At 62.7% G+C, this 24778-nt stretch carries 36 protein-coding genes and 1 pseudogene; 7 read left to right on the forward strand and 30 right to left on the reverse strand.

Features of this window, described 5'->3' with window-relative positions; translation table 11 throughout:
* Positions 1 to 59: 59 nt before the first annotated feature.
* From RLDS_RS47655 to RLDS_RS47665, 3 genes and pseudogenes are all read left to right on the forward strand, one after another.
* A complete protein-coding gene (locus RLDS_RS47655) occupies positions 60 to 536 on the forward strand; it encodes an SspB family protein (RefSeq protein ID WP_021227532.1) in 477 nt (158 codons plus the stop codon).
* 50 nt (positions 537 to 586) lie between these two features.
* Positions 587 to 1527, forward strand: a pseudogene (pip, locus tag RLDS_RS47660) (prolyl aminopeptidase).
* A gap of 69 nt (positions 1528 to 1596) precedes the next feature.
* Positions 1597 to 1944 carry a hypothetical protein gene (locus RLDS_RS47665; protein WP_236616902.1) on the forward strand — a complete coding sequence of 116 codons (348 nt, stop codon included), beginning with the start codon at positions 1597 to 1599 and terminating at the stop codon, positions 1942 to 1944.
* Positions 1945 to 1950: 6 nt separating this feature from the next.
* Here the strand turns inward: RLDS_RS47665 and RLDS_RS47670 are convergent, their stop codons facing one another.
* From RLDS_RS47670 to uvrB, 3 genes are all read right to left on the reverse strand, one after another.
* The gene (locus tag RLDS_RS47670) at positions 1951 to 2172 is read right to left on the reverse strand and encodes a type II toxin-antitoxin system HicB family antitoxin (RefSeq protein ID WP_021227534.1); all 222 of its coding nucleotides are present in this window, start codon (positions 2170 to 2172) and stop codon (positions 1951 to 1953) included.
* A complete protein-coding gene (locus RLDS_RS47675) occupies positions 2169 to 2420 on the reverse strand; it encodes a type II toxin-antitoxin system HicA family toxin (protein ID WP_021227535.1) in 252 nt (83 codons plus the stop codon). The genes RLDS_RS47670 and RLDS_RS47675 overlap by 4 nt, the downstream gene beginning before the upstream one ends.
* Before the next feature lie 98 nt (positions 2421 to 2518).
* The gene (uvrB, locus tag RLDS_RS47680) at positions 2519 to 4702 is read right to left on the reverse strand and encodes an excinuclease ABC subunit UvrB (RefSeq protein WP_021227536.1); all 2184 of its coding nucleotides are present in this window, start codon (positions 4700 to 4702) and stop codon (positions 2519 to 2521) included.
* Positions 4703 to 4754: 52 nt separating this feature from the next.
* On the opposite strand from uvrB, the gene RLDS_RS47685 reads away from it, so the two are divergent.
* The 3 genes from RLDS_RS47685 to RLDS_RS47695 all read left to right on the forward strand — a co-directional run bounded on the left by RLDS_RS47685 (position 4755) and on the right by RLDS_RS47695 (position 6213).
* Positions 4755 to 5318 (forward strand): DUF3617 domain-containing protein, encoded by a 564-nt coding sequence (locus RLDS_RS47685; protein ID WP_021227537.1) that lies wholly within the window; start codon positions 4755 to 4757, stop codon positions 5316 to 5318.
* 12 nt (positions 5319 to 5330) lie between these two features.
* Positions 5331 to 5621 carry a hypothetical protein gene (locus tag RLDS_RS47690; protein ID WP_021227538.1) on the forward strand — a complete coding sequence of 97 codons (291 nt, stop codon included), beginning with the start codon at positions 5331 to 5333 and terminating at the stop codon, positions 5619 to 5621.
* Between the two features lie 88 nt (positions 5622 to 5709).
* Positions 5710 to 6213 (forward strand): DUF3617 domain-containing protein, encoded by a 504-nt coding sequence (locus RLDS_RS47695; protein ID WP_021227539.1) that lies wholly within the window; start codon positions 5710 to 5712, stop codon positions 6211 to 6213.
* A gap of 103 nt (positions 6214 to 6316) precedes the next feature.
* Here RLDS_RS47695 and RLDS_RS47700 read toward each other — a convergent pair whose 3' ends face one another.
* Both RLDS_RS47700 and lepA read right to left on the reverse strand, forming a co-directional pair.
* Positions 6317 to 6718, reverse strand: a complete 402-nt coding sequence (locus tag RLDS_RS47700) for a hypothetical protein (protein ID WP_021227540.1) — start codon at positions 6716 to 6718, stop codon at positions 6317 to 6319.
* An 80-nt stretch (positions 6719 to 6798) separates the two neighbouring features.
* Positions 6799 to 8604, reverse strand: coding sequence for a translation elongation factor 4 (gene lepA, locus RLDS_RS47705; RefSeq protein WP_031298760.1), 1806 nt, complete (start codon positions 8602 to 8604; stop codon positions 6799 to 6801).
* A gap of 165 nt (positions 8605 to 8769) precedes the next feature.
* Between lepA and RLDS_RS47710 the strand changes: the two genes are divergently transcribed.
* Positions 8770 to 9582: a CsgG/HfaB family protein gene (locus RLDS_RS47710; protein ID WP_021227542.1), complete on the forward strand. Its 813-nt coding sequence runs from the start codon at positions 8770 to 8772 to the stop codon at positions 9580 to 9582.
* A 54-nt stretch (positions 9583 to 9636) separates the two neighbouring features.
* Here RLDS_RS47710 and RLDS_RS47715 read toward each other — a convergent pair whose 3' ends face one another.
* From RLDS_RS47715 to tuf, 25 genes are all read right to left on the reverse strand, one after another.
* The gene (locus tag RLDS_RS47715; protein ID WP_021227543.1) at positions 9637 to 10680 is read right to left on the reverse strand and encodes an acyltransferase family protein; all 1044 of its coding nucleotides are present in this window, start codon (positions 10678 to 10680) and stop codon (positions 9637 to 9639) included.
* Between the two features lie 209 nt (positions 10681 to 10889).
* A complete protein-coding gene (locus RLDS_RS47720; RefSeq protein WP_031298762.1) occupies positions 10890 to 11546 on the reverse strand; it encodes an adenylate kinase in 657 nt (218 codons plus the stop codon).
* Positions 11547 to 11598: 52 nt separating this feature from the next.
* Positions 11599 to 12963, reverse strand: coding sequence for a preprotein translocase subunit SecY (gene secY / locus RLDS_RS47725; RefSeq protein ID WP_021227545.1), 1365 nt, complete (start codon positions 12961 to 12963; stop codon positions 11599 to 11601).
* Positions 12964 to 13205: 242 nt separating this feature from the next.
* Positions 13206 to 13727: a 50S ribosomal protein L15 gene (gene rplO / locus RLDS_RS47730; RefSeq protein WP_021227546.1), complete on the reverse strand. Its 522-nt coding sequence runs from the start codon at positions 13725 to 13727 to the stop codon at positions 13206 to 13208.
* A gap of 137 nt (positions 13728 to 13864) precedes the next feature.
* Positions 13865 to 14044, reverse strand: coding sequence for a 50S ribosomal protein L30 (rpmD, locus tag RLDS_RS47735; RefSeq protein WP_009820648.1), 180 nt, complete (start codon positions 14042 to 14044; stop codon positions 13865 to 13867).
* Positions 14045 to 14050: 6 nt separating this feature from the next.
* A complete protein-coding gene (rpsE, locus tag RLDS_RS47740) occupies positions 14051 to 14779 on the reverse strand; it encodes a 30S ribosomal protein S5 (protein WP_009820647.1) in 729 nt (242 codons plus the stop codon).
* 2 nt (positions 14780 to 14781) lie between these two features.
* On the reverse strand, positions 14782 to 15135 hold the full coding sequence (gene rplR / locus RLDS_RS47745; RefSeq protein ID WP_021227547.1) for a 50S ribosomal protein L18: 354 nt from the start codon (positions 15133 to 15135) through the stop codon (positions 14782 to 14784).
* Between the two features lies 1 nt (position 15136).
* The gene (gene rplF / locus RLDS_RS47750; RefSeq protein WP_021227548.1) at positions 15137 to 15670 is read right to left on the reverse strand and encodes a 50S ribosomal protein L6; all 534 of its coding nucleotides are present in this window, start codon (positions 15668 to 15670) and stop codon (positions 15137 to 15139) included.
* On the reverse strand, positions 15670 to 16065 hold the full coding sequence (gene rpsH / locus RLDS_RS47755; protein ID WP_009820644.1) for a 30S ribosomal protein S8: 396 nt from the start codon (positions 16063 to 16065) through the stop codon (positions 15670 to 15672). Before rpsH ends, rplF begins: the two co-directional genes overlap by 1 nt.
* Before the next feature lie 12 nt (positions 16066 to 16077).
* Positions 16078 to 16383: a 30S ribosomal protein S14 gene (gene rpsN, locus RLDS_RS47760; RefSeq protein WP_009820643.1), complete on the reverse strand. Its 306-nt coding sequence runs from the start codon at positions 16381 to 16383 to the stop codon at positions 16078 to 16080.
* 53 nt (positions 16384 to 16436) lie between these two features.
* Entirely contained in the window at positions 16437 to 17009 is a 573-nt protein-coding gene (gene rplE / locus RLDS_RS47765) for a 50S ribosomal protein L5 (RefSeq protein WP_021227549.1), read from the reverse strand.
* Positions 17009 to 17320, reverse strand: a complete 312-nt coding sequence (gene rplX, locus RLDS_RS47770; RefSeq protein ID WP_021227550.1) for a 50S ribosomal protein L24 — start codon at positions 17318 to 17320, stop codon at positions 17009 to 17011. Before rplX ends, rplE begins: the two co-directional genes overlap by 1 nt.
* Positions 17320 to 17688 carry a 50S ribosomal protein L14 gene (gene rplN / locus RLDS_RS47775; RefSeq protein WP_009820640.1) on the reverse strand — a complete coding sequence of 123 codons (369 nt, stop codon included), beginning with the start codon at positions 17686 to 17688 and terminating at the stop codon, positions 17320 to 17322. The genes rplX and rplN overlap by 1 nt, the downstream gene beginning before the upstream one ends.
* Before the next feature lie 170 nt (positions 17689 to 17858).
* Positions 17859 to 18122 carry a 30S ribosomal protein S17 gene (rpsQ, locus tag RLDS_RS47780; protein WP_009820639.1) on the reverse strand — a complete coding sequence of 88 codons (264 nt, stop codon included), beginning with the start codon at positions 18120 to 18122 and terminating at the stop codon, positions 17859 to 17861.
* Positions 18123 to 18137: 15 nt separating this feature from the next.
* Positions 18138 to 18338 (reverse strand): 50S ribosomal protein L29, encoded by a 201-nt coding sequence (rpmC, locus tag RLDS_RS47785; protein WP_021227551.1) that lies wholly within the window; start codon positions 18336 to 18338, stop codon positions 18138 to 18140.
* Between the two features lie 3 nt (positions 18339 to 18341).
* Entirely contained in the window at positions 18342 to 18773 is a 432-nt protein-coding gene (rplP, locus tag RLDS_RS47790) for a 50S ribosomal protein L16 (RefSeq protein ID WP_007686573.1), read from the reverse strand.
* 21 nt (positions 18774 to 18794) lie between these two features.
* The gene (rpsC, locus tag RLDS_RS47795) at positions 18795 to 19490 is read right to left on the reverse strand and encodes a 30S ribosomal protein S3 (protein ID WP_021227552.1); all 696 of its coding nucleotides are present in this window, start codon (positions 19488 to 19490) and stop codon (positions 18795 to 18797) included.
* A 4-nt stretch (positions 19491 to 19494) separates the two neighbouring features.
* Positions 19495 to 19881, reverse strand: coding sequence for a 50S ribosomal protein L22 (gene rplV, locus RLDS_RS47800; protein WP_009820636.1), 387 nt, complete (start codon positions 19879 to 19881; stop codon positions 19495 to 19497).
* Positions 19881 to 20156 (reverse strand): 30S ribosomal protein S19, encoded by a 276-nt coding sequence (gene rpsS, locus RLDS_RS47805; protein WP_009820635.1) that lies wholly within the window; start codon positions 20154 to 20156, stop codon positions 19881 to 19883. Before rpsS ends, rplV begins: the two co-directional genes overlap by 1 nt.
* A gap of 5 nt (positions 20157 to 20161) precedes the next feature.
* Positions 20162 to 20998: a 50S ribosomal protein L2 gene (rplB, locus tag RLDS_RS47810; RefSeq protein WP_009820634.1), complete on the reverse strand. Its 837-nt coding sequence runs from the start codon at positions 20996 to 20998 to the stop codon at positions 20162 to 20164.
* A 10-nt stretch (positions 20999 to 21008) separates the two neighbouring features.
* Complete coding sequence (locus RLDS_RS47815; protein ID WP_021227554.1) at positions 21009 to 21323, reverse strand: 50S ribosomal protein L23; 315 nt, start codon at positions 21321 to 21323, stop codon at positions 21009 to 21011.
* Complete coding sequence (rplD, locus tag RLDS_RS47820) at positions 21316 to 21939, reverse strand: 50S ribosomal protein L4 (RefSeq protein ID WP_021227555.1); 624 nt, start codon at positions 21937 to 21939, stop codon at positions 21316 to 21318. Before rplD ends, RLDS_RS47815 begins: the two co-directional genes overlap by 8 nt.
* Before the next feature lie 3 nt (positions 21940 to 21942).
* Positions 21943 to 22698, reverse strand: a complete 756-nt coding sequence (gene rplC, locus RLDS_RS47825; RefSeq protein WP_021227556.1) for a 50S ribosomal protein L3 — start codon at positions 22696 to 22698, stop codon at positions 21943 to 21945.
* Positions 22699 to 22980: 282 nt separating this feature from the next.
* Complete coding sequence (rpsJ, locus tag RLDS_RS47830; RefSeq protein ID WP_007686587.1) at positions 22981 to 23289, reverse strand: 30S ribosomal protein S10; 309 nt, start codon at positions 23287 to 23289, stop codon at positions 22981 to 22983.
* Between the two features lie 208 nt (positions 23290 to 23497).
* Positions 23498 to 24688 carry an elongation factor Tu gene (gene tuf, locus RLDS_RS47835; protein WP_021227557.1) on the reverse strand — a complete coding sequence of 397 codons (1191 nt, stop codon included), beginning with the start codon at positions 24686 to 24688 and terminating at the stop codon, positions 23498 to 23500.
* Positions 24689 to 24778 lie beyond the last annotated feature (90 nt).

Below are 24778 nucleotides of genomic sequence, written 5' to 3' on the forward strand. Positions count from 1 at the left end.
TGCGCGCGCACGCTGGAGCGGGCTTGACCCCATGCTTCGGGCCGTTAGGACATTGCGTCATGAGCGATGACCTGCCCGACAGCCTGATTCCCTATGACGAGATCGTGCAGGAGGCGCTGCGCGCGGTCGTTGGCCGTGTGCTGGACGAAGTGCAGCAGACGGGCGGACTGCCCGGCGCGCATCATTTCTATATCACCTTCAAGACGCAGGCTCCGGGCGTCGACATTCCCAAGCATCTGGTCGAGCGCTTTCCCGATGAAATGACCATCGTCCTCCAGAATAAATTCTGGGACTTGAAGGTCAGCGATCAGCATTTCGAGGTCAGCCTGACCTTCAATCAGGTCGCGGCGCATCTGGTCATTCCGTTCAGCGCAATCACCGCTTTCGTCGATCCCGCGGTAAATTTCGCGCTTCAGTTCCAGGTCCAGTCGGACGAAGCCCCCGAACCGCATGACGAAGCGGAAAATGACGGGCCGCAGGTGACGAACGAGGACGGTTCGAACGTCGTCACGGTGGATTTCGGCAAGAAGAAATAAGCGTCGCCGCCGCCTCTGGCTGAAATCGCATCGCCTGTTACAAGGGCGGCATGCGCACTTTATATCCCCCGATCGAACCCTATGCCTCCGGCCATCTCGACGTCGGCGATGGCCATCATGTCTATTGGGAAAGGTGCGGCACGCCGGGCGCGAAGCCTGCCGTCTTTCTGCATGGCGGGCCGGGCGGCGGCTTCAGCCCCGATCATCGGAGGCTGTTCGATCCCGCCCGATACGATCTGCTGCTGTTCGATCAGCGCGGCTGCGGCGGTCGACCCCGCATGCATCGCTCGACGCCAATAGCACCTGGCATCTGGTTGCGGATATAGAGCGGTTGCGCGCCATGGCGGGCGTCGACCAATGGCTGGTGTTCGGCGGCAGCTGGGGATCGACGCTGGCGCTGGCCTATGCGCAGACCCATCCTGCGCGCGTCAGCGAACTGGTGCTGCGCGGCATTTTCACGATCCGCCAGGCCGAGGTCGACTGGTATTATCAGGAAGGCGCGAGCCGCATCTATCCCGACAAATGGGAGCGATTCATCGCCCCGGTGCCCGAAGCCGAACGCGGCGCCATGGTCGCGGCCTATCGACGGCTGCTGACCGGAGACGATCCCGCCACACGCCTCGCGGCGGCCCGGGCATGGAGCGTCTGGGAGGGCGAGACGGTGCGGTTGTTGCCCGATCCTGCGCTGTCGGCGATGCATGACGCCGATGATTTCGCGCTCGCCTTCGCGCGGATCGAAAATCATTATTTCGTGCATCGCGGCTGGCTGGACGACGGCCAGTTGATCGCCAATGCCGCCATGCTGGCCGACATTCCCGGCGTCATCATCCATGGCCGCTACGACATGGCCTGCCCCGCCGAAACCGCCTGGGCTTTGCACAAGGCTTGGCCGCAGACGCGTTTCGAACTGATAGAGGGCGCGGGCCATGCCTATAACGAACCGGGCATATTGGACGCCCTCATCCGCGCGACGGATGGATTTGCGGGGTAGAAACAAGGTCCAGTCCCGGGAACCGGAAGTCCGGTGGGGTTTTGCCTTTAGCAAGATGAGTCAGGAGCGATGCAAGTGACGACACGAATGCTGGGATGGACGATGGTGCCGCTGTTGGCAGCACTTGCCGGTTGCGGAGAGGCGGCCACGGACCAGACGGCGGCCAGCGGCAATCAGCCCATGGCGGAAAGCGGCGCGGCGGCGCAGGTTGCCAAGCTGACGCCTGAGCAGCGCAATGGCGTGTTCGAGAAGGCGATCCGCGATTCCGGCGTTGCCTGCCCGACCGTCACCGGGTCGGAGCGAACGGACATTCGACCGGGCGTCAAAGGCTGGAAGGCGCAATGCGACAATGACAGCGCGCATCTGATCGAGATCACGCCCGACGGTACAGCCAAGGTAACGAGCCGGACTTATTGAGCAGCTTTAGGCGGCGTAGATGGCCGGGCGGTAGCGGGCCTGCGGGATCGGATGACCGTTCTTGCGCGCAAAATCGAGCCATAGCGCGATCGCTATTTGGACTTCGGCAATGGCTTCACTGGGAGTGTCGCCATGCGCGGAACAAGGCTTAAGGTCAGGGACATCTGCAATCCAGACCTTGTCCTCCTTCGACCAAAAGACATTGATGTGATACTGATGGTCCATCATTCGTCCATGCTGAGTCCTTGCGCTTCGATCATATCAAGGAATTGCTGGACCTGATAGGTCTTGGCATCCTTGCCGTGGGGCTGAATGATCAAAGGACGATCAATGCCCGCGCGACCGTAAACATGATGACTGCCGCTGACGCGCTTTAGCCGGAAGCCGAAGGCTTCGAGAAGCCGTTGAAAATCGCGGAAACTGAGGTTGCGACTGCCTTGGAGCAGTCGTTGCAAGAGTTTGGCGGGTTTGACCATTGGGAAATCCTTTCAACCCACATCTTGCCAACCCACAACACCAATTTGAATCGATGCTACGTTTCTTGGGCAGCCACTGTGATATTGGAGTGATAGCCCTATCGCCCGAATTTCCGCTGTGTCTTGCCATAGCGCAGTTTTCGCGTGCCCGGCTTGCCCTCCGTCGCCCGCCCCCTCGGCGCGGCGACCTGCTCGTCGGCGGGCAGGCCCAGTTCCTCTGCTTCCAGCTTGCGGATTTCGTCCCTGATCCTTCCAGCCTCTTCGAACTCCAGATCGGCGGCGGCGGCGCGCATCTTCTTTTCCAGGTCCTCGATATAGGCGCGCAGATTGTGGCCGACCATATGCGGGCGGTCGTCCAGCCCGGTATCCACCGTGACCTGATCCTTGGAGGCGACATGGGCGATGATGTCGCCGATCTGGCGCTTGATCGTCGTCGGCGTAATGCCATGTTCCAGATTATAGGCCTGCTGCTTTTCACGCCGGCGCGCGGTTTCGTTGAGCGCGCGCTCCATCGACCCGGTGACGCGATCGGCATAGAGGATGACGCGCCCCTCGACATTGCGCGCGGCGCGGCCGATCGTCTGAATGAGCGAGGTTTCGGAGCGCAGGAAGCCTTCCTTGTCCGCGTCCAGAATGGCAACCAGCCCGCATTCAGGGATATCCAGCCCCTCGCGCAGCAGGTTGATGCCGATCAGCACGTCATAGACGCCAAGCCGCAGGTCGCGGATCAGCTCGATGCGCTCCAGCGTCTCGACGTCGCTGTGCATGTAGCGGACCTTGATCCCCGCCTCGTGCATGAACTCGGTCAGGTCCTCGGCCATGCGCTTGGTGAGCGTGGTGACGAGCGTGCGATACCCTTGCGCGGCGACCTTGCGGCATTCGTTGATGAGGTCGTCAACCTGGTCCTCGACCGGCTTGATCTCGACCGGCGGGTCAATGAGGCCAGTGGGGCGGATCACCTGCTCGCTGAACACGCCGCCGGTCTGTTCCATCTCCCATGGGCCAGGCGTCGCCGACACACTGACGGTCTGCGGTCGCATCGCGTCCCATTCGTTGAAGCGCAGCGGGCGGTTGTCGATGCAGCTTGGCAGGCGGAAGCCATATTCAGCGAGCGTGATCTTGCGGCGGTGGTCGCCCCGCGCCATCGCGCCGATCTGCGGCACGGTCTGGTGGCTTTCGTCGACGAACAGCACGGCGTTTTCGGGCAGATATTCGAACAAGGTCGGCGGCGGCTCGCCCGGCAGGCGGCCGGTCAGGAAGCGCGAATAATTCTCGATCCCTGCGCAGCTGCCGGTCGCCGCGATCATCTCCAGATCGAAATTGGTGCGCTGCTCCAGCCGCTGCGCCTCCAGCAGCTTGCCCTCCGCCACCAGTTCCTTGAGGCGCTCAGCCAGTTCAAAACGGATCGCCTCCATCGCCTGCTTGAGCGTCGGGCCGGGGGTGACATGGTGGCTGTTGGGGAAGACCTTGACGTAATCGAGGCTGGCGACCTTCTTGCCGGTCAGCGGATCGAATTCGACGATGTCCTCAATCTCATTGCCAAAGAAGCTGACGCGCCAGGCGGTGTCCTCATAGTGCGACGGAAAAATCTCCAGATTGTCGCCCTTCACCCGGAAATTGCCACGCGCAAAGCCGGCATCGTTGCGCTTATACTGGAGCGCGACCAGCTTGCGGATAATCTCCCGCTGGTCCTCCACACCGCCCTTCTTCATGCTGAAGGTCATGGCCGAATAGGTTTCGACCGAGCCGATGCCATAAAGGCAGGACACCGACGCCACGATGATGACGTCGTCGCGCTCCAGCAGCGCGCGGGTGGCCGAATGGCGCATCCGGTCGATGCTCTCGTTTACGCTCGACTCCTTTTCGATATAGGTGTCGGAGCGCGGCACATAGGCTTCGGGCTGGTAATAGTCGTAATAGCTGACGAAATATTCGACGGCATTGTCAGGGAAGAAGCTCTTGAACTCGCCGTAGAGCTGCGCCGCGAGGATCTTGTTGGGCGCAAGAATCAGCGCGGGTCGCTGCAACGCCTCGATCGTCTTAGCCATGGTGAAGGTCTTGCCTGAACCCGTGACGCCCAGCAGCACCTGGTCCTTCTCGCCCTGTTTCGCCGCCGCCACCAGTTCGGCGATCGCGGTCGGCTGATCGCCGGAGGGTTCATAATCGCTCACCAGCGTGAACGGCCGCCCGCCCTCGCTCTTTTCCGGGCGCGCCGGACGATGCGGGACAAAGCTCTGGCCGGTTTCCGGCTCGGACAGGTCGGTGCGGATTTGAATTGTCATCGCGGATTGATATGGTGCCGGAACATAAGGGGTGCAACAGGGAGATCGGACGATGCGCGGAGCGCTTTTGACGATGCTGGGCTTGACCATGACGCTGGCGGCCTGCGGCGATCAGCCAGGCGAGAAGGCCGGCGACATTGCCGCGACCGACGCCATGAGCAAGGCGCAGGTGAAAGAGGCCGTGGACAAGGTGCAATTGAAGCCCGGCCAGTGGCAGGGGCGCTTCACCATCCAGGACATTGATCTGTCGGGCATGCCCGGCACGCCGCCGGCGATGGAAGAACAGATGAAGCGGATGATGAGCCAGACATCACTCACCTATTGCGTGACGCCCGAAGAAGCCGCCAATCCGGGCGCGGAGATGTTTTCAGGCCAAGAGGACAAAAATTGCCGCTTCGCCGATTTCTCCGCCACCGGGGGCAAGGTGAAGGGCCGCGTCTCCTGCAAGGCGGAGGGTGGCACCATGAACGCCGCCATGTCGGGCAGCTATGCACCTGACAGCTATGCGATGGACATGGACATGAAGATGGAAGGCGGCCCCGAAGGCCAGACCATGGCCATGACCGCCCGTTCGGAGGGCAAGTGGATCGGCCCGAAATGCACGCAGACCGAGTAACGCATAGCATCGATGCAGGATGAGGCCGAACGGCCCTGCTGGCTCTGCGAGCGGCCATTGGGCGCGCGGATCGAGTGGCATCATCCTGTGCCCAAGAGCCGGGGCGGACGGGAGACGGTGGCGGTGCATCCCATTTGCCATCGCACCATCCATGCGACCTTCGCCAATGCGCAGTTGGCTCGCGATTTTGCCTCCGCTGCCGACTTGCGTGGCGCGCCTGCCCTTGCCGCCTTCCTGCGCTGGATCGACGGCAAGCCGCCCGATTTCCATGCGCCAACGCGCGGTGTCCGGCGGGGGCGATGATGGGACGCAATGCGCTTTGGTCTTGCACTTTAGGGCCGGGCAGTAGAGCCTTGCGCCAATGACTCGACACCAAGGTTGGGGAGAGGAAATGCGATTTGTGATGCTGGGCGCGATGACCGCCCCGATGCTGGCCCTCGCCGCGTGCGGCAGTGACCCGACGCCCGCGCCGCAGGCCGAAGAGCCGCCCATCGTCATGCAGGCCGGGCAATGGGAACTGACCCGCAAGACGACCGGCTATAACACCCCGACCGTGACGCCCGCCCAATATCAGGAGGCATTGAAGCAGATAGGCGAGGAAAAGCTCTGCATCGCGTTCGACGCGGATAATGCGCCGGATGCCGATGCACTTGCGGGGCCGGAGGGGCAGGATTGCGTCTACAAGGACAAGCTGGTGCGCAAGGGACGGCTGATCGCGACGCTCAGTTGCAAGGCCGGCGCGGGCGTGTCGGAACTGGTGGTCGAGGGCAATTATACCAATGACAGCATGACGCTGGGCACGACGATGACCAAGACAGAGGGTGGAAAACCGGTGCTGCGCACCACCCATGACCTGACCGCGCGGCGGGTGGGCGACTGTCCGAAGGCGGGCTGAGGAACAGGCTGGCGCCGTCAAGATTGACACCGAAACCGACAGTAGCGCGGCATCTCTTTTTGTTGGATCGCACCTGTCGCTTTTGCTGTCGGCATTGGCCGCCCTACCCCGCCTTGCTCCGCGCCGCCGCCAGCACGTCGCCAGCGAAGCGGGCATAATCGGCGCAGGCGCGCTGGAGCGCCGGGCCGCTGCCCGCGTCCCGCCATGCGCCGAAGCAATGGCGATTTTGGGCCGCGCGCATCTGCCGCAGGCGCGCGCGGCCTTCGGCAGGCAGGCCAAGGCGCGGGGCGACCCGCCGCCAGGCTTCGGCGGCGCTGAAGATGCGGCGCTGCGGATGAACGCCAGGATCTGCGCCGGCGGCCGCGCCCAGCCGGTCGACGCGGTCGGCCTCGACAATCAGGTCGGTCAGGAACAGGTCCAGTTCGCGCAGGCCATTGCCCATGAGCCGCGCGGGCATGGCGTCGCGGCGGCGACCGCAGGCGTCGGGGCAGCCGCCTGTCGCCATCCCGTTGGCAAGGAAAATAGCGGCGCGTTCGATGCGGGCGACCTGATCGGCCAGGGCCGAATAGGGATCGCCCGGCGCGGTCAGCTTTCGTCGCCCATGCGCAGCGCAGCAATGAAGGCTTCCTGCGGGATCTGCACGCTGCCATATTCGCGCATCCGCTTCTTGCCCTCCTTCTGCTTGTCGAGCAGCTTCTTCTTGCGGCTGATGTCGCCGCCATAGCATTTGGCGGTGACGTCCTTGCGCATCGCCGCGATCGTCTCGCGCGCGATCACCTTGCCGCCGATCGCCGCCTGGATCGGAATTTTGAACAGGTGGCGGGGGATGAGGTCCTTTAACCGCTCGCACATGTGCCGCCCGCGCGCTTCGGCGGCGGAGCGGTGGACGATCATGCTGAGCGCGTCGACCGGTTCGTTATTGACGAGGATGCTCATCTTGACGAGGTCGCCCTCGCGCGTGCCGACCTGGTGATAGTCGAAGCTGGCATAGCCACGCGAGATGGACTTCAACCGGTCGTAGAAATCGAACACGACTTCGTTGAGGGGCAGCTCATAGGTCACTTGCGCGCGCCCGCCGACATAGGTCAGGTTCTTCTGGATGCCGCGCCGGTCCTGGCAGAGCTTCAGGATGCTGCCCAGATATTCGTCGGGGCAGTAGATTACCGCCTCGATCCAGGGTTCCTCGATCATCTCGATATGGTTGGGATCGGGCATGTCGGCGGGGTTGTGCAGATGGCGCACCGTCCCGTCCTTCATGTGCATGTCATAGACCACCGACGGCGCGGTGGTGATAAGGTCGAGATCATATTCACGGGTCAGCCGCTCCTGGATGATCTCCAGATGGAGCAGGCCCAGGAACCCGCAGCGGAAGCCGAAGCCGAGCGCTGCGGAGGTTTCCATCTCGAACGAGAAGCTGGCGTCGTTGAGGCGCAGCTTGCCGATCGAATCGCGCAGCTTTTCAAAGTCGTTGGCGTCGACCGGGAAGAGGCCGCAGAAAACGACCGACTGCACTTCCTTGAACCCCGGCAAGGGCTTGGTCGCCGGGTTTTTGACCGTGGTGATGGTGTCACCCACCCGCGTCTGGCTGATGTCCTTGATCTGCGCGGTGATGAAGCCGATTTCGCCGGGTCCCAGTTCGGCCAGTTGCTCGATCTTGGGCCGGAAACAGCCGACCCGGTCGATCAGATGTTCGGTGCCGCCGATCATGAACTTGATATTCTGGCCCTTCCGGATGACGCCATTCATGACGCGCACCAGAATGACCACGCCCAGATAGGGGTCATACCAGCTGTCGACCAGCATCGCTTCCAAGGGTGCGTCCCGGTCCCCTTTTGGTGCGGGGATCTTGGCGACGATCGCTTCCAATATGTCGTCGATGCCGATGCCGGACTTGGCGCTGGCCAGCACCGCTTCGGACGCATCGAGGCCGATCACCTCCTCGATTTCCGCCTTCACTTTTTCCGGTTCGGCGGCCGGCAGGTCGATCTTGTTGATGACGGGCACGATTTCGTGATCATGCTCGATCGACTGATAGACGTTTGCCAGCGTCTGCGCCTCCACCCCCTGCGCGGCGTCGACGACCAGCAGCGCGCCTTCGCAGGCGGCCAGGCTGCGCGAGACTTCATAGGCGAAGTCGACATGCCCCGGTGTGTCCATGAGGTTGAGCGCGTAGCTCTGCCCATCCTTGGCAACATAATCGAGGCGCACGGTCTGCGCCTTGATCGTGATGCCGCGTTCCTTTTCGATATCCATATTGTCGAGCACCTGCGCGCTCATTTCGCGGTCGGTCAGGCCACCGGTGCGCTGGATGAGGCGATCGGCCAAGGTCGATTTGCCATGGTCGATATGCGCGATGATCGAGAAGTTACGGATCTGGGACAGGTCAGTCATCGGCGCCCGATAGCAGCGATTCTCCGCCCTGTCAGCACGGCTGACGCGCGGTGCGGCATCTGTAGGCAAGCGGGTCACTTCATGCTAAGGAAAGCCCTCCTTTGCCGGGTCGCGCCATAAGAAAAAACGGCTGAACTTCACCGCATCAAGGGGAAAATTGGGGCAATGTCGAAAATCCTATCCGCGCTGGCCGCCACGGCGGTCCTGACCGCCGCGCCAGTGACGACCATCGCGCAGACCAACATGAGTTCTTCGGGCAAGACCTATAAGGACGGCACGACCAAGGGCGCGTCGTCCGGTCGGCGCTCGCAGGAGCGCGCAACCCGCGAAATCCCGCACTGCACGAAGATGCTGGGGACGGTCGCGATCGTCGAACCGGACAATCAGTGGTGGCGCGAACTCAATCTGGGCAGCCCGGAGGCGATCCTGAAGGTGTTCGTCCAGCAGTCCGGCTGTTTCCGCATGGTCAATCGCGGCCGATCGATGCAGAGCCGCGCGATGGAACGCGCCATGGCGGACGCCGGCGAATTGCAGGCGGGATCGAATCTGGGCAAGGGCCAAGTGAAGGCGGCGGACTATTATCTGGAGCCCGACATCGTGTCGTCCAACCGCAATTCGGGCGGCGGCGGCATCGGCGGCGCGCTGGGCGGCCTGATGGGCGGCTTTGGCGGCGCGATCCTGGGCGGGCTGAACATCAAGAAGAAGGAAGCCAATGTCACCTTGTCGATCGTGAACGCCCGCACGACCGAGGAAGAGGCGCTGACCGAAGGCTATGCGCGCAAGACCGATGTCGGCTTTGGTGGCGGCGCAGGCGGCGGCTGGTGGGGTGGCTTCGCGGCGGCTGGCGGTTCGGGCTATCAGAACACCGAAATCGGCCAGGTCATCGTGCTCGCCTATCTCGACGCCTATACCAAGCTGGTGACGCAACTGGGCGGCCTGCCCGACAATGCGGCGGCGGCGGCGCCCGTCGCGCAATAAGGGTTGGCGGCTAAATGAGGCGAAAGGGCGCGGCCAGCGATGGCCGCGCCCTTGTCATGTCTGGCTGGGCGTCACACCGGGTATGACCATGCGAGCGGTGCGGCGGCGCTTCCACCAGGCGAGGATGGCTTCGCCTGCTGGCCGCTCAACCAAGCGATTGATCGTGGTGCCGAGCAGCAGCGCCACGGCGAAGGCGGCAGCAAAGCCGATCCAGGGGCTGTAGCCCGCCCTTGCCATTTCCAGCATGATGACGAAGCCGACATGCTGATGGATGAGGTAGAAGGAATAGCTGATCCCACCAAGCCAGATCAGGGGCTGCAAGCGCAGGAAACGCAGCTTCCCGTTGATGAGTGCGGTAAAGGCGGCGAGCAGCACGACCCCTACCAGGGTCACGTCCCATGTTTCCATCGTCGCGATGGAAAGCAGCGCCAGGGCGGCATAGGGCGCCTGCTGCCTGAGGCTGCGTTCCCCGCGCCAGCAGCGATAGGCCAGCATGCCGATCACGAAAAAGGGCGTATAGCGCAGCACCAGGAGCATGATGATGCGCTCGGGCATGTCTGGCCAGATCCAGTAGAGCCAGCGCAGCAGCAGCCAGCCGGCCAGCAAGGGTTCGAGCCGACGGGTGCCGGCGAATTTCCAAATGCTGATCATGCAGAAATAGAACGCGATCTCCACCGTCAACGTCCAATAGGCGCCATCCACCTCGGGCAGGAAGGCAAAGCCCTGAAGCATGGTGAAATTGGCCAGGATGGCGACGGGGCCGATCAGCAATTGCGTCGCATGGGCCAGATATTCGACCGCAAGCGTCAGCAGCATCGCCACCAGATAGGCGGGATAAAGCCGCGCAAAGCGATTGACCATGAAATCGGCGACCGTGCCGATCCGGTCCAGCGTGAAGAAGATCGCGAAGCCTGAAATCGTGAAGAACAGCAGCACGCGATAATTGCCGCCGGGGAAGCTGAACGGCACATGCGCCGCCTGCGGGAACAGTTCGTGAAAGCGCGTCGAATAATGGAAGATCAGCACGCACAACGCCCCGATACCGCGCAGGGCATCCAGTTCGGTCAGGCGACCATGATTGAGCTTCGGGCGATCCATGCACCCCTATAGCAATGAAGCAGCAATAAGTTCGCCACGAAGATGGTTAACCGGAAACGATAAGACAGCGTTTCGCTGCCCCCCTTCCCGCTTTGATACAGGAACCGGCGCAACGCCATATACGCAAAGGGCCAGCACTGCCTTTCGCAGCGCCGGCCCTTGATAAGGTCGAATGGGGCGCTGCCCCGACCCTCGCCACGCGACGAAGTTTAGTGCGCCTTGCCATCCAGAATGGCGGAGATCGCTACCGTCACATCATCCATGTCAGCCATGCCGTCGACGCGGGACACGATGCCGCGCGCTTCGTAGATGGGGAGGATGGGCGCGGTCTTGGCGCGATATTCGGCCATGCGCGTGCGCACCGTTTCTTCATTGTCGTCGGGCCGGCGCTTGAATTCATGCCCATGGCATTTGTCGCACTCGCCCTCGACCTTGGGCTGCTTGAAACGATCATGATAGCCAGCGCCGCAGGTGGCGCAGGTGAAGCGGCCGGTAATGCGATCCACCAGCGCGTCTTCGTTCACTTCAAGCTCGATCACATGGTCAAGCGTGCGATCGCGCTCCGACAGGATGGTGTCGAGCGAATGCGCCTGTGCCTCCGTACGGGGATAGCCGTCGAAAATGACGCCGGTATCGGGCGACAGCGCATCCAGCGCCTCCCCGATGATGCCCGACACGATCTCGTCCGACACCAGTTCGCCCGCTTCCATCACGGCCTTGGCCTTGAGGCCGATCGGCGTCCCCGCCTTCACCGCCGCGCGCAGCATGTCGCCGGTGGACAATTGCACCATGCCACGGTTGTCGACGAGGCGCGCGGCCTGCGTGCCCTTGCCCGCACCCGGAGGGCCAAGCAGAATGATGTTCATTGCGCGCATACTCCCCTGTTCGTTGCGCTGTGTCAGAGTGTCGGCGCGCCCCTCAGCGCAGCCGACCCTTGAGCTTCGCCTTCTTGATCAGATCCCCATATTGATGCGCCAGCAGATGGCTCTGAATCTGGGTCACCGTATCGACCGTAACATTGACCACGATCAAAAGGCTAGTGCCACCAAGGTAGAAGGGGATGCCCGCACGCGCGATCGCGAATTCCGGCACCAGGCAGATGAAGGCCAGATAAGCCGCGCCGATGACGGTGATGCGCGTCAGCACATAATCGAGATAATGTTCGGTATTCTTGCCCGGACGAATGCCGGGGATAAAGCCGCCATTGCGCTTGAGGTTGTCCGCCGTCTCTTCCGGATTGAACACCACGGCAGTGTAGAAGAAGCAGAAGAAGACGATGCCCAGCCCATAAAGCGCCATATAGACGGGGCTGCCGTGCGACAGATACTGGTTGAGCGTCAGCACGAAATCGCCCAGCCGGCTTTCGCCCGCAACCGTCTGGCCCGCAAATTGCGAGATGGTGAGCGGCATCAGCAGCAGCGAGCTGGCGAAGATCGGCGGAATGACGCCGGCGGTGTTGACCTTCAAGGGCAGATGGCTGCGGTCCGCCTGCATCAGGCCTTGGCGCGTCTGGCGTTTGGGATATTGGATCAGCACGCGGCGCTGCGCCCGCTCCATGTAGCAGATGAGCAGGATGAGGCCGAGCGCCATGACGATGACCAGCATGATCAGCAGGCCCGAAATGGAGCCTTCGCGACCCGATTTGAACAGGTTGCTGAGCGTTACCGGCAACTGCGCGACGATGCCGGCCATGATGATGAGCGAGACGCCGTTACCGATGCCGCGCGACGTGATCTGTTCACCCAGCCACATCAGGAACATCGTGCCGCCGATCAGCGAGACGACCGCCGTCAGACGGAACAGCAGGCCCGGCTCGATCACGGCGGCGACGCCCGACTGCGCGCCGAAGCTTTCCAGGCCAGCGGCGATGAAATAACCCTGCACTGCCGTCAGGCCGACCGTGCCATAGCGCGTATATTGGTTGAGCTTCTTGCGCCCGCTTTCGCCTTCCTTCTTGATCGCGGCGAGTTGCGGCGAGAGGGAGGCTGCCAGCTGCACCACGATCGACGCGGTGATATAGGGCATGACGCCGAGCGCGATGAGGCTCATGCGCGAGAGCGACCCGCCCGAGAAGGTGTTGAAGATGTCGAGGATGCCGCCATTGGTCTGCGCATAGAGCGTCGACAGCGCGGTCGGATCAACACCCGGCAACGGCACGAAGCTTAAGAAACGGAACACAATCAGCGCGCCAAGCGTAAACCAAAGGCGCTTCTTGAGGTCGGTCGCCTGGCTGAATTTCGCGAGGCTGAGATTGGATGCGAGCTGGTCGGCTCTCGATGCCATGGTGGCTGCCCTTCAAATCACTCTTGGTCCGGGCAAAAGCCCGGCCGGAATCGCTATCCCCTTAACCGCCCTGGTCCGTTCGTGTCGAGCAAAGTCGGGCGACGGAGCAGTCAGCCCTGCGTTTCTCGACTGCGCGGGAAACGAAGGAAGGGGGGAGAGGCGTTCGGGAACCCCGAAACACATGACCCCGCCGACCCATATCGGGCAGCGGGGTCATGCTTGCAAGACTATAAGGACCCGGTTCAGCCCTTCTTGGCGGCCTTGGCCGTGCCCTTCTTGGCAGCGGCCTTTTCGGCGGCCGGGACAACGGCGATCACTTCGACCTTGCCGCCAGCCTTTTCGACCGCTTCGACAGCGCCCTTCGACGCGCCGGCGACCAAGAAGCTGACCTTCGCGGTCAGTTCACCCTTGGCCAGCAGGCGAACACCATCCTTGCCGCCACGGGCAAGGTTGGCGGCCTTGAACGCGGCGTGGTCGAGCGTCGCGGCCGCGTCCAGCTTGCCGGCGTCGATCGCTTTCTGCACTTCGCCCAGGTTCACGATCGCGTAATCCTTGGCAAAGATGTTGTTGAAGCCGCGCTTCGGCAGACGCATGTGGAGCGGCATCTGGCCGCCTTCGAAGCCATTGATGCTGACGCCCGAGCGTGCCTTGGCACCCTTCTGGCCGCGGCCTGCGGTCTTGCCCTTGCCCGAGCCGATACCGCGGCCCACGCGCATACGGCCCTTGCGGGCGCCGGCATTGTCGTTGAGTTCGTTGAGTTTCATGTTCGCACTCGCTTTCGCTTTTGTCGCGCTGATCCCTTGAGGGACCATCTAAAGGAAGCGCCGGTTAACGCTTCTGCTGAAAAAACGAAAGAGGGGTCGCCCCCTCTCCCGCTTCTATTGTCTTGGGGTGGAAGGCTTCAGCCTTCGACCACTTCCACCATATGGGGCAGCTTCTTGATCGCACCGCGAACTTCCGCCGTGTCTTCCAGCTCCACCACGCGGTGCATCTTGCCAAGGCCCAGGCCGATCAGAATCTTCTTCTGGCTTTCGGGGCGGCGGATCGGCGAACCGATCTGCTTGATCTTGATGGTTGCCATGTCCTGTTACTCCGCAATCGCTTCGGCATCAGCCTGCGCGACGTCAGCCGAGGCGCCACCGCGACGCAGAAGGTCGGCGACCTTCTTGCCACGACGCTGCGCCACCGACTTGGGGCTGGTCTGTTCGCCCAGCGCCGCGAAGGTCGCACGGATCATGTTATAAGGGTTCGACGTGCCGTTCGACTTGGTCACGACGTCCGCCACGCCGAGGCTTTCGAACACGGCGCGCATCGGACCGCCCGCGATGATGCCCGTACCGGCCGGGGCCGAACGAACCGTCACCTTGCCGGCGCCAAAATGGCCGAGGCCGTCATGGTGCAAGGTGCGGCCTTCCTTCAGCGGCACGCGGACCATCGCCTTCTTGGCGGCGGCGGTCGCCTTGCTGATGGCTTCGGGCACTTCGCGCGCCTTGCCATGACCGAACCCGGCGCGACCCTTGCCGTCACCGACGACGACCAGCGCGGCAAAGCCGAAGCGCTTACCACCCTTCACCGTCTTGGAGACGCGGTTGATGTGCACCAGCTTCTCGATCAGTTCTTCGCCCTGATCCTCGTCACGGTTGCCGCGACGGTCGTCGCGACGACCACGGCCGCCGCGATCGCCACGGTTGCGATCGCCACCGCCACGGTTGCCACGACCACGGCCGGGACCGCGATTTTCGGTCTGGGGCTGCTCGCCGCCTTCGACGGCGGCAGGTGCGCCAGGCTGGGCCTGGATTTGGTTTTCGTCAGCCATGATCAGAACTCCAGCCCGCCTTCGCGGGCGGCATCGGCCAGCGCCTTGACGCGGCCATGGAACAGGAAGCCGCCACGGTCGAACACGACCTTGGTGACGCCAGCGGCGGTCGCCGCAGCGGCGACGCGCTTGCCGACATCGGCAGCGGCTTCGGCGGTGGCGCCGGTCTTGGCGCGCACATCCTTGTCCAGGGTCGAAGCGGCGGCGACGGTCTTGCCGGCGGCGTCATCAATGACCTGGGCGTAGATGTGACGGCCCGAGCGATGAACGCTCAGACGGGGCTTGTCACCCGAACGCGCCTTGAGCGCGGTACGAACGCGGCGACGACGCCGATCGAAGAGGGAAAGCTTTGCCATCTTACTTCTTCTTCCCTTCCTTGCGGAAGATGAACTCGCCGTCATACTTGATGCCCTTGCCCTTATAGGGTTCGGGCTTGCGCCAACGACGGATTTCAGCGGCCACCTGGCCAACCTGCTGCTTGTCGATGCCGCTGATCTCGACCGTGGTGTTATCCGGGGTCTTGATCTCGATGCCCTCGGGCACCGCGAAATCGACGTCGTGGCTGTAGCCGAGCTGCAGCTTCAGGGTCTTGCCCTGGGCATTCGCACGATAGCCGACGCCGGTGATCAGCAGCTTCTTGGTGTAGCCCTCCGTCACGCCGGTGATGAGGTTCTGGATCAGCGTACGCTGCATGCCCCAGAAAGCGCGAGCGCGCTTGCTGTCATTGGCAGGCTTCACCGCGATCGAACCATCTTCGACGCTGTAGGTGACTTCGTCGGCCAGCGGCATGGCGAGAGTCCCCTTGGGGCCCTTCACCGACAGCTGACCGTCAGCGATGGACGCGGTCACGCCCGAAGGAACGGTGACCGGCTTTTTGCCAGTGCGGCTCATCAGAACACCTCCGCCAGCACTTCGCCGCCGACATTCTGCTCGCGCGCTTCGGCGTCGGACAGAACGCCGCGAGGCGTCGAGACAATGGTGATGCCAAGGCCGTTGCGCACGATCGGCAGTTCCTTGGAACCCGAATAGACGCGGCGGCCAGGCTTGGACACGCGGGCGACATGCTTGATCGCCGGCTGCCCTTCGAAATATTTCAGCTCGATGCGCAGGCCGGCATGCTTGCCGAGGGCTTCCTCGGAATAGCCACGGATATAGCCTTCACGCTGCAGCACGTCGAGCACGCGGGCGCGCAGCTTGCTCGCGGGGGACATCACGCTGTCCTTCTTCGCCTGCTGCCCGTTGCGGATGCGGGTGAGCATATCACCCAGGGGATCGGTCAATGCCATCTCAAATGATCCTTACCAGCTCGACTTGGTGACGCCGGGGATCAGGCCCTTGTTGGCCAGATCACGCAGCTGCACGCGGCAGAGACGGAATTTGCGGTAATATGCGCGGGGACGCCCCGTCAGTTCGCAGCGGTTCCGAATGCGGGTCGGATTGCCGTTGCGGGGGATCTCCGCCATCTTCAGACGCGCGATCAGACGATCGCTGTCGTCGGCCGCGGTATCATTCGCGATCGCCTTGAGCTTCGCATAGCGGCCGGCATATTTCTTCACCAGCTTCTTGCGGCGCTCGTTCTTGTTGATCGAACTCAGTTTCGCCATGACTTAAGTTCTCTTCCTTAGCTTAAGCGTTGGGAGAGAAGCGGGACCTGCAATCAGGCCGCCTGCTTCTCTTCGAGCGGGAAGGGGAAGCCGAAGAGGCGCAGCAGTTCGCGCGCTTCATCGTCCGTCTTCGCCGTGGTGGTCACGATGATGTCCATGCCGCGCACCTTGTCGATGCGGTCATAGTTGATCTCCGGGAAGATGATCTGCTCCTTGATGCCGAAGGCATAGTTGCCACGGCCGTCGAAGCTCTTGGGGTTCAGACCACGGAAGTCGCGCACGCGGGGCAGCGCGACGTTGATCAGACGGTCAAGGAATTCATACATGCGCTCGCGGCGCAGCGTGACCTTGGCGCCGATCGGCATGCCTTCGCGCAGCTTGAACTGGGCGATCGACTTGCGGGCCTTGGTGATGACCGGCTTCTGGCCGGCGATCAGTTCCATTTCCTCGGCAGCCGACGTGACCTTCTTCTTGTCCTGCGTCGCTTCGCCCACGCCCATGTTGAGCGTGATCTTTTCGATGCGGGGCACTTCCATGACGTTTTTGTAACCGAACTTCTCGGTCATCGCCTTGGCGATTTCGGCGTCATAGAGCGCCTTGGAGCGCGGAATATATTTGTCGGCCATTACAGCACCTCACCGGACTTGACGGCGACGCGGACCTTCTTGCCGTCGCGATCCTCGAAACGGACGCGGGTCGGCTTGCCATCCTTGTCGGCGACAGCGACGTTGGAAATGTGCAGCGGCGCAGGCTTGCGATCAATGCCACCCTGAGGGTTCGCCTGATCGGGCTTGCGGTGACGCGCATGCACGTTGATGCCTTCGACCAGAACGCGGTCTTCCCTGGGCATCACCTGAAGGACGGCGCCGGTCCGGCCCTTGTCCTTGCCAGCCAGGACGACGACCTTGTCGCCCTTCTTGATCTTAGCAGCGCTCATTACAGCACCTCGGGAGCAAGGCTGATGATCTTCATGTGCTTTTTGGCGCGCAGTTCGCGAACGACCGGGCCAAAGATACGGGTGCCGATCGGCTCCTCGTTCTTGTTGATGAGCACAGCGGCATTGCCGTCGAAACGGATCACGCTGCCGTCAGCGCGACGCACGTCCTTGGCGGTCCGCACGATGACGGCGCGGTGCACGTCACCCTTCTTCACCTTGCCGCGCGGCTGGGCTTCCTTGATCGAGACGACGATGATGTCGCCCACGCCAGCGAAGCGCCGCTTCGACCCGCCCAGCACCTTGATGCACTGGACGCGCTTGGCGCCGCTGTTGTCAGCGACGTCAAGATTGGATTGCATCTGGATCATGGATCCGGTTCCTTCTTATTTGGCCTACCGGGACAATTCCCGGCGGTTCCGAATTTCGTGTTCGACCCGGCAGATTCGAAAGCACGAAGCGCGGGCCTGTAACCCTTCCAAAAGGAAAAGGCCAGCCCCGCGTTCGAACTTTCTAGCCCTTATGGGCCGGCAACTGATCCTCAGGCCGCCGTTTCGGGCGACTTGTGGGTGTCCACACGCTCGATGACCTTCCAGGTCTTGAGCTTGGAAATCGGGGCGGTTTCCTCGATGCGGACCGTCTCGCCTTCCTTGTAGACATTGCCCTCGTCATGGGCATGATACTTCTTCGACAGGCGGATGATCTTGCCGTAGAGCGCATGCTTTACCTTGCGCTCCACCCGAACCACCACCGTCTTGTCGGTCTTGTCGGAAACCACCGTTCCCGTCAGCACGCGCTTGGGCATCGTGTGATTTCCTTCTTACTTCGCCGCGCGGGCGCGTTCGCCCTGCAGCGTCTTGATCTGCGCGATGGTCCGGCGCACTTCACGCACCCGGCTGGGCTTTTCCAGCTGGTTGGTGGCGGCCTGGAAACGCAGGTTGAACTGCTCGCGCTTGAGGTTGTTGAGTTCGGTCGACAGTTCGTCGTCCGTCTTGGTCTTGAGGTCTGCGACAGTTGCCACGGCTTAACCCTCCAGGTGCGAGGTGTCGCCGAGGCGGGCGACGACCTTCGTCTTGATGGGCAGCTTCATCGCGGCGCGCGAGAAGGCCTCTGCTGCGAGCGGACCGGGCACGCCGTCCAGTTCGAACAGGATGCGGCCCGGCTTGACGCGCGCCGCCCAATATTCGACCGAACCCTTGCCCTTGCCCTGACGGACTTCGGCGGGCTTCTTCGACACCGGCACGTCGGGGAACACGCGGATCCACAGACGGCCCTGACGGCGAAGGTGACGCTGGATCGCGCGGCGCGCCGCCTCGATCTGGCGGGCGGTGACGCGCTCGGGTTCCAGGGCCTTAAGACCATAGGCGCCGAAATTCAAAGCCGAGCCACCCTTGGCATCGCCCTTGATCCGACCCTTGAAGGTCTTGCGGAACTTCATTTTCTTCGGTTGCAGCATGACGCTATTACCTTCTTATCTTCAGCGCGCCGGGCGCACGCCGGAGGTCTGAGCCTCCAGCATCAGCCGGTCGGTGGCCATCGGATCATGACCAAGGATTTCACCCTTGAAGATCCAGACCTTGATGCCGCACACGCCATAGGCGGTGTGCGCCGTGGCTTCGGCATAGTCGACATTCGCGCGCAGCGTGTGCAGCGGAACGCGGCCTTCGCGATACCATTCGACGCGCGCGATCTCCGCGCCGCCCAGACGGCCGCCGCAGGTGATCTTGATGCCTTCGGCGCCAAGACGCAGGGCCGACTGCACCGCGCGCTTCATCGCGCGGCGGAACGCGACGCGGCGCTCCAGCTGATCGGCGATGCCCTGCGCCACGAGCTTGGAATCAACTTCCGGCTTGCGGATTTCGACGATGTTCAGCGACACGTCGGACGAGGTCAGGCTGCTCAGCTTCTTGCGCAGCTTTTCGATGTCCGCGCCCTTCTTGCCGATGATGACGCCGGGACGGGCGGCATAGATCGACACGCGGCACAGCTTGGCCGGACGTTCGATCACGACCTTCGAAATCGCGGCCTGCGGCAGCGTCTTCATGATATACTGGCGGATCTTGAGATCTTCCAGCAGGAGACGGCCATAGTCCTGGCCTTCCGCGAACCAGCGGCTGTCCCAGGTACGGTTGATCTGCAGACGCAGACCGATCGGGTTGCTCTTGTGACCCATATGCTTACGCCTCCGCTTCTTCGCCAGCTTCACGCACGACAATGCGCACGCGGCTGAAGGGCTTGAGGATCCGGGTCGACTTGCCGCGGCCGCGGGCGTGGAAGCGCTTCATGGTGAAGCTCTTGCCCACCGATGCTTCCGCGACGACCAGGGCGTCGACGTCCAGATTGTGATTATTTTCCGCATTGGCGATGGCCGAAGCCAGTACCTTGCGCACGTCGACAGCCATCGCCTTCTTCGAGAAGGCGAGGATGTTGAGCGCGTCCTCGACCTTGCGGCCGCGGATCAGCGTCGCGACCAGGTTCAGCTTCTGGGCCGAACCACGGATCTGCGTGCCGACGGCGAGCGCTTCATTGTCGGCGACGCGACGGGGAGCCTTTTCCTTGCTCATCAGCGCTTGCCCTTCTTGTCGGCGGCGTGGCCGGGGAAGAAGCGGGTCGGGGCGAATTCGCCCAGCTTGTGACCCACCATATCCTCGTTCACGGAGACCGGAACATGCTTGCGGCCATTATAGACGTTGAACGTCAGGCCGACGAACTGCGGCAGGATGGTGGAACGGCGCGACCAGGTCTTGATCGGCGCACGGCCACCCGCGTCCTGCGCGGCTTCCGCCTTCTTCAGAAGGCTGAGGTCCACGAACGGACCTTTCCAGACGGAACGAGCCATCTCGCTTACCTCTTCTTCTTCGCGTGGCGGCTACGGATGATGAACTTGTCCGTCGCCTTGTTGTGGCGGGTGCGCGCACCCTTGGTCGGCTTGCCCCAGGGCGTGACCGGATGACGGCCGCCCGAGGTCCGGCCTTCACCACCACCATGCGGGTGGTCGACCGGGTTCTTGGCAACACCACGCGTCAGCGGACGTTTGCCCAGCCAGCGGTTACGACCGGCCTTGGCAAGATTGGTGTTGGCATTGTCCGGGTTCGACACGGCGCCGATGGTGCCCATGCAGTCCGAACGAATGTAGCGCTGCTCGCCCGACGACAGGCGGACCATCACCATGCCGCGATCACGGCCGACGAGCTGGGCATAGGTGCCCGCCGAACGGCAGAGCTGACCGCCCTTGCCCGGCTTCATCTCGATATTGTGGATGATGGTGCCGACCGGCATCTGGCCCAGTTCCATCGCATTGCCCGGCTTCACGTCGGTCTTCTTGCCGGCGATGATCTTGTCACCGGGGGCAAGACGCTGCGGCGCCAGGACATAGGCCTGGGTGCCGTCGGCATAGTTGACCAGCGCGATGAAGGCGGTGCGGTTGGGGTCATATTCCAGACGCTCGACCGTGCCTTCCACGTCCCAGAGGCGACGCTTGAAGTCGATGATGCGATAGCGCTGCTTGTGACCGCCCGCGATGCCGCGCGAGGTTACATGGCCCTTGTTGTTGCGGCCACCAGTCTTGCGCTTGCCTTCGGTCAGCGCCTTGACAGGCTTGCCCTTGTGCAGGCTCGACTTGTCGACGAGGATCAGGCCGCGCTGCGCGGGACTGGTCGGATTATAGTGCTTGAGTGCCATCTATCCCGCCTCAGATTCCGGTGGTGACGTCGATGGACTGACCTTCGGCCAGCGTCACGATCGCCTTCTTCACGTCATTGCGCTTGTAGGGCTTGCCCTTCCAGCGCTTGACCTTGCCCTTCTGAACCAGCGTGTTGACCGCCTTCACGGTCACGCCGAACAGGGCTTCGACAGCCGCCTTGATCTCCGGCTTGGACGCGTCATTGGCCACCTGGAAGACCACGGCATTGTTTTCGGAGAGAAGCGTCGACTTCTCGGTGATGACCGGCGCGACAACGACGTCGAAATGACGGTTGTCGACGATCGCGGCTTCTTTCTTAGCCATTGAAACGGGCCTCCAGCTTTTCGACCGCGGCGCGGGTCAGCACCAGCGAATCGGCCTTCAGGATGTCGTAGACGTTGGCGCCGACGGCCGGCAGCAGGTTGACGCCGACGATGTTCGCCGATGCCTTTGCGAAGCTGACGTTCACCGCGTCACCGTCGATGAACAGCGCCTTGTTGAGGTTCAGCTTGGCGAGATGTGCGACCAAAGTCTTGGTCTTGCCTTCGGCCACGTCGAAGCTGTCCAGAACGATCAGCGAACCGTCCTTGGCCTTCGCCGACAGCGCCATCTTGAGACCCAGGGCACGGACCTTCTTATTGAGGTCGTGGCCAAAGTCGCGGGCGCGGGCGCCGTGCGCCTTACCACCGCCGATGAACACGGGCGCCTTGCGGTCGCCGTGACGGGCGGTGCCGCCACCCTTCTGACGGCCGAACTTCTTGCCGGTCCGGGCAACGTCCGAACGCTCGCGGGTGGCGCGAGCCGGCGCGCGGCGCTTTTCCAGCTGCCAGGTGACGACGCGGTGCAGGATGTCGGTGCGAGGCTCGACGCCGAACACGGCATCGTTCAGCTCCAGCTCGCCGGCAGACTGCGCGTCGAGGGTCTGTACATTGACCTTCATGGTTTAGCCCTCCTGGCCTTCGGTCGCTTCGGGAGCCGCCGCTTCATCAGCGGGCGTCTCGGCCGGAGCGTTGTTGCTGTTGGCAGCAGCCTTCAGGCTGGCCGGATAAGGAGCATCGGCATGACGCGGAACCTTGACGGCATCCTTGACGGTCAGCCAGGTGCCCTTGGCGCCCGGAACGCTGCCCTTGACGAACAGCAGCCCGCGCTCGACGTCGGTGCGCACGATTTCCAGATTCTGCTGGGTCCGCTCGCGATCACCCATGTGGCCGGCCATCTTCTTGTTCTTGAAGACGCGACCCGGATCCTGGCGGTTACCGGTCGAACCATGGGCACGGTGGCTGATCGACACGCCGTGGGTGGCGCGCATGCCGCCGAAGCCCCAACGCTTCATGGCGCCGGCAAAACCCTTACCCTGGGTATGGCCGGCGACGTCGACCAACTGGCCAGCGACGAAATGGTCGGCCGCGATTTCGGCGCCGACGTCGAGGAGCGCATCCTCGGCGACGCGGAATTCGACCAGACGGGCCTTGGGCTCGACTTCGGCCTTAGCGAACTGGCCACGCTGCGGCTTGGCCACATTCTTGACCTTGGCGACGCCGGCGCCGAGCTGAACGGCGACATAGCCATCCCGATCGGTTTCCTTGCGCGCCACGACCTGGTTGCCTTCAAGGGCCAGAACCGTAACCGGTACATGTCGTCCGTCCTCCTGGAACAGACGGGTCATCCCGACTTTCTTAGCGATCACGCCTGTGCGCATCACTGATTACTCCCATAGAGGCCCGTCTTAGCAACGGGCGTATCCAACGAAAAAACCGCAAAGGAGATATCCTTCGCGGTCCAACCCAAATTAGCGATCACCCCGTCAGGGTTGGATGCCGACCCCTCTCGGGGAAGGCGACGGGGGACCAGGACCACGCGCCTTGCCGGTTCACCGGTGGCCGTGCGGTATCCCTTGTGTCGTTTGAGCCTCTGCCTTGGCAAAGTACCCGATACCCTGCTCACCCATGAGCCCGAAGGCGGGAGCAGGGACTTGCCGGCGTCAGGCCAGCTTGATTTCCACGTTCACGCCGGCAGCCAGATCCAGCTTCATCAGCGCGTCGACCGTCTGCGGCGTCGGCTGCACAATGTCAAGCATGCGCTTGTAAGTGCGGACCTCGAACTGCTCGCGCGACTTCTTGTCGATGTGCGGGCCACGGTTGACCGTGAACTTTTCGATGCGCGTCGGAAGAGGAATCGGACCGCGGATGAGGGCGCCGGTGCGGCGGGCGGTGTCGGCGATGTCGCCGGTCGCCTGATCGAGCACGCGATGATCGAACGCCTTGAGGCGAATGCGGATATTGCTGTCCATTGTTCCTGTACCGATGCGAAAGAGCCAAAAACCCGGAGCATTTTCGAAAGTCAGCCGGAGCAGCCGATGACTTGCGGAAATGCGCCAACAAAAAATATCCGCCCCCTCCCTGCCCTTCTAGCTCCAAGGGAGCCGGAGAAAGGCGATCCGGGGCGGCAGAAATTCCGAGCGGCGCGAATCAGACGATTCGCGCCGCTGCGGTCCTATATTACTTCGAGATCGTGCCGACAACCCCTGCGCCGACGGTGCGGCCGCCTTCGCGGATCGCGAAGCGCAGGCCCGAGTCCATCGCGATCGGGGCGATGAGCTTGACGCCGAGCTTCACGTTATCGCCGGGCATGACCATTTCCGTGCCCTCGGGCAGGATCACTTCGCCGGTCACGTCGGTCGTGCGGAAGTAGAATTGCGGACGATAGTTGGCGAAGAACGGGGTGTGACGGCCGCCTTCTTCCTTCGACAGCACGTACACTTCGGCGTCGAATTCGGTGTGCGGGGTGATGGTGCCGGGCTTGGCCAGAACCTGACCACGCTCGACTTCTTCACGCTTCGTGCCGCGCACCAGCGCGCCGATATTGTCGCCCGCACGACCTTCGTCGAGCAGCTTGCGGAACATTTCCACGCCGGTGACGGTGGTCTTGGCGGTCGGCTTCAGACCGACGATTTCGACTTCTTCACCAACCTTGATGATGCCGGTTTCGACACGGCCGGTGACGACGGTGCCGCGACCCGAGATCGAGAACACGTCTTCGATCGGCATCAGGAACGCCTTGTCCACCGGACGCTCGGGCTGCGGGATGAATTCGTCGACAGCCTGCATCAGCTTCAGCACGGCTTCACGACCGATCTCGTCGTTCGAACCGTCCAGCGCCTTCACGGCCGAGCCGGGGATGACGGGGATGTTGTCGCCGTCGAAATCATAGCTGCTCAGCAGTTCGCGGATTTCCAGCTCGACCAGCTCGAGGATTTCGGCGTCGTCGACCAGGTCGACCTTGTTCATGAACACGACCAGCTGCGGCACGCCGACCTGGCGAGCGAGCAGGATGTGCTCGCGGGTCTGCGGCATCGGGCCGTCGGTGGCCGAAACGACGAGGATCGCGCCGTCCATCTGGGCCGCACCGGTGATCATGTTCTTGACGTAGTCAGCGTGACCCGGGCAGTCGACGTGCGCATAGTGACGCGCTTCGGTTTCATATTCGACGTGCGCGGTCGAGATGGTGATGCCGCGCTCGCGCTCTTCGGGCGCCTTGTCGATGTTGGCATAGTCAACGAAGGTCGCGCCGCCGGTTTCGGCCAGCACCTTGGTGATCGCCGCGGTCAGCGAGGTCTTGCCATGGTCGACGTGACCGATGGTGCCGATGTTGCAGTGCGGCTTGTTCCGCTCAAACTTAGCCTTAGCCATTTTTTCCTACCTTCTAATCAAATCAGCTTGGTCAGACCGCTCGGCCGCGCCTCGCGAAGGCGCGTCCATAGCAGCAAATTTACAGATTAC

Source organism: Sphingobium lactosutens DS20, from assembly GCF_000445105.1.
GTDB classification, from domain to species: domain Bacteria; phylum Pseudomonadota; class Alphaproteobacteria; order Sphingomonadales; family Sphingomonadaceae; genus Sphingobium; species Sphingobium lactosutens.

What these genes read in the sequence shown, in the direction of transcription:
- RLDS_RS47655 (WP_021227532.1), top strand. Translation starts at nt 60, where the DNA reads ATGAGCGATGACCTGCCCGACAGCCTGATTCCCTATGACGAGATCGTG.
- RLDS_RS47665 (WP_236616902.1), top strand. Translation starts at nt 1,597, where the DNA reads ATGCAAGTGACGACACGAATGCTGGGATGGACGATGGTGCCGCTGTTG.
- RLDS_RS47670 (WP_021227534.1), bottom strand. Translation starts at nt 2,172, where the DNA reads ATGATGGACCATCAGTATCACATCAATGTCTTTTGGTCGAAGGAGGAC.
- RLDS_RS47675 (WP_021227535.1), bottom strand. Translation starts at nt 2,420, where the DNA reads ATGGTCAAACCCGCCAAACTCTTGCAACGACTGCTCCAAGGCAGTCGC.
- uvrB (WP_021227536.1), bottom strand. Translation starts at nt 4,702, where the DNA reads ATGACAATTCAAATCCGCACCGACCTGTCCGAGCCGGAAACCGGCCAG.
- RLDS_RS47685 (WP_021227537.1), top strand. Translation starts at nt 4,755, where the DNA reads ATGCGCGGAGCGCTTTTGACGATGCTGGGCTTGACCATGACGCTGGCG.
- RLDS_RS47690 (WP_021227538.1), top strand. Translation starts at nt 5,331, where the DNA reads ATGCAGGATGAGGCCGAACGGCCCTGCTGGCTCTGCGAGCGGCCATTG.
- RLDS_RS47695 (WP_021227539.1), top strand. Translation starts at nt 5,710, where the DNA reads ATGCGATTTGTGATGCTGGGCGCGATGACCGCCCCGATGCTGGCCCTC.
- RLDS_RS47700 (WP_021227540.1), bottom strand. Translation starts at nt 6,718, where the DNA reads ATGGCGACAGGCGGCTGCCCCGACGCCTGCGGTCGCCGCCGCGACGCC.
- lepA (WP_031298760.1), bottom strand. Translation starts at nt 8,604, where the DNA reads ATGACTGACCTGTCCCAGATCCGTAACTTCTCGATCATCGCGCATATC.
- RLDS_RS47710 (WP_021227542.1), top strand. Translation starts at nt 8,770, where the DNA reads ATGTCGAAAATCCTATCCGCGCTGGCCGCCACGGCGGTCCTGACCGCC.
- RLDS_RS47715 (WP_021227543.1), bottom strand. Translation starts at nt 10,680, where the DNA reads ATGGATCGCCCGAAGCTCAATCATGGTCGCCTGACCGAACTGGATGCC.
- RLDS_RS47720 (WP_031298762.1), bottom strand. Translation starts at nt 11,546, where the DNA reads ATGAACATCATTCTGCTTGGCCCTCCGGGTGCGGGCAAGGGCACGCAG.
- secY (WP_021227545.1), bottom strand. Translation starts at nt 12,963, where the DNA reads ATGGCATCGAGAGCCGACCAGCTCGCATCCAATCTCAGCCTCGCGAAA.
- rplO (WP_021227546.1), bottom strand. Translation starts at nt 13,727, where the DNA reads ATGAAACTCAACGAACTCAACGACAATGCCGGCGCCCGCAAGGGCCGT.
- rpmD (WP_009820648.1), bottom strand. Translation starts at nt 14,044, where the DNA reads ATGGCAACCATCAAGATCAAGCAGATCGGTTCGCCGATCCGCCGCCCC.
- rpsE (WP_009820647.1), bottom strand. Translation starts at nt 14,779, where the DNA reads ATGGCTGACGAAAACCAAATCCAGGCCCAGCCTGGCGCACCTGCCGCC.
- rplR (WP_021227547.1), bottom strand. Translation starts at nt 15,135, where the DNA reads ATGGCAAAGCTTTCCCTCTTCGATCGGCGTCGTCGCCGCGTTCGTACC.
- rplF (WP_021227548.1), bottom strand. Translation starts at nt 15,670, where the DNA reads ATGAGCCGCACTGGCAAAAAGCCGGTCACCGTTCCTTCGGGCGTGACC.
- rpsH (WP_009820644.1), bottom strand. Translation starts at nt 16,065, where the DNA reads ATGGCATTGACCGATCCCCTGGGTGATATGCTCACCCGCATCCGCAAC.
- rpsN (WP_009820643.1), bottom strand. Translation starts at nt 16,383, where the DNA reads ATGGCGAAACTGAGTTCGATCAACAAGAACGAGCGCCGCAAGAAGCTG.
- rplE (WP_021227549.1), bottom strand. Translation starts at nt 17,009, where the DNA reads ATGGCCGACAAATATATTCCGCGCTCCAAGGCGCTCTATGACGCCGAA.
- rplX (WP_021227550.1), bottom strand. Translation starts at nt 17,320, where the DNA reads ATGAGCGCTGCTAAGATCAAGAAGGGCGACAAGGTCGTCGTCCTGGCT.
- rplN (WP_009820640.1), bottom strand. Translation starts at nt 17,688, where the DNA reads ATGATCCAGATGCAATCCAATCTTGACGTCGCTGACAACAGCGGCGCC.
- rpsQ (WP_009820639.1), bottom strand. Translation starts at nt 18,122, where the DNA reads ATGCCCAAGCGCGTGCTGACGGGAACGGTGGTTTCCGACAAGACCGAC.
- rplP (WP_007686573.1), bottom strand. Translation starts at nt 18,773, where the DNA reads ATGCTGCAACCGAAGAAAATGAAGTTCCGCAAGACCTTCAAGGGTCGG.
- rpsC (WP_021227552.1), bottom strand. Translation starts at nt 19,490, where the DNA reads ATGGGTCACAAGAGCAACCCGATCGGTCTGCGTCTGCAGATCAACCGT.
- rplV (WP_009820636.1), bottom strand. Translation starts at nt 19,881, where the DNA reads ATGAGCAAGGAAAAGGCTCCCCGTCGCGTCGCCGACAATGAAGCGCTC.
- rpsS (WP_009820635.1), bottom strand. Translation starts at nt 20,156, where the DNA reads ATGGCTCGTTCCGTCTGGAAAGGTCCGTTCGTGGACCTCAGCCTTCTG.
- rplB (WP_009820634.1), bottom strand. Translation starts at nt 20,998, where the DNA reads ATGGCACTCAAGCACTATAATCCGACCAGTCCCGCGCAGCGCGGCCTG.
- RLDS_RS47815 (WP_021227554.1), bottom strand. Translation starts at nt 21,323, where the DNA reads ATGGCTAAGAAAGAAGCCGCGATCGTCGACAACCGTCATTTCGACGTC.
- rplD (WP_021227555.1), bottom strand. Translation starts at nt 21,939, where the DNA reads ATGAAGGTCAATGTACAGACCCTCGACGCGCAGTCTGCCGGCGAGCTG.
- rplC (WP_021227556.1), bottom strand. Translation starts at nt 22,698, where the DNA reads ATGCGCACAGGCGTGATCGCTAAGAAAGTCGGGATGACCCGTCTGTTC.
- rpsJ (WP_007686587.1), bottom strand. Translation starts at nt 23,289, where the DNA reads ATGGACAGCAATATCCGCATTCGCCTCAAGGCGTTCGATCATCGCGTG.
- tuf (WP_021227557.1), bottom strand. Translation starts at nt 24,688, where the DNA reads ATGGCTAAGGCTAAGTTTGAGCGGAACAAGCCGCACTGCAACATCGGC.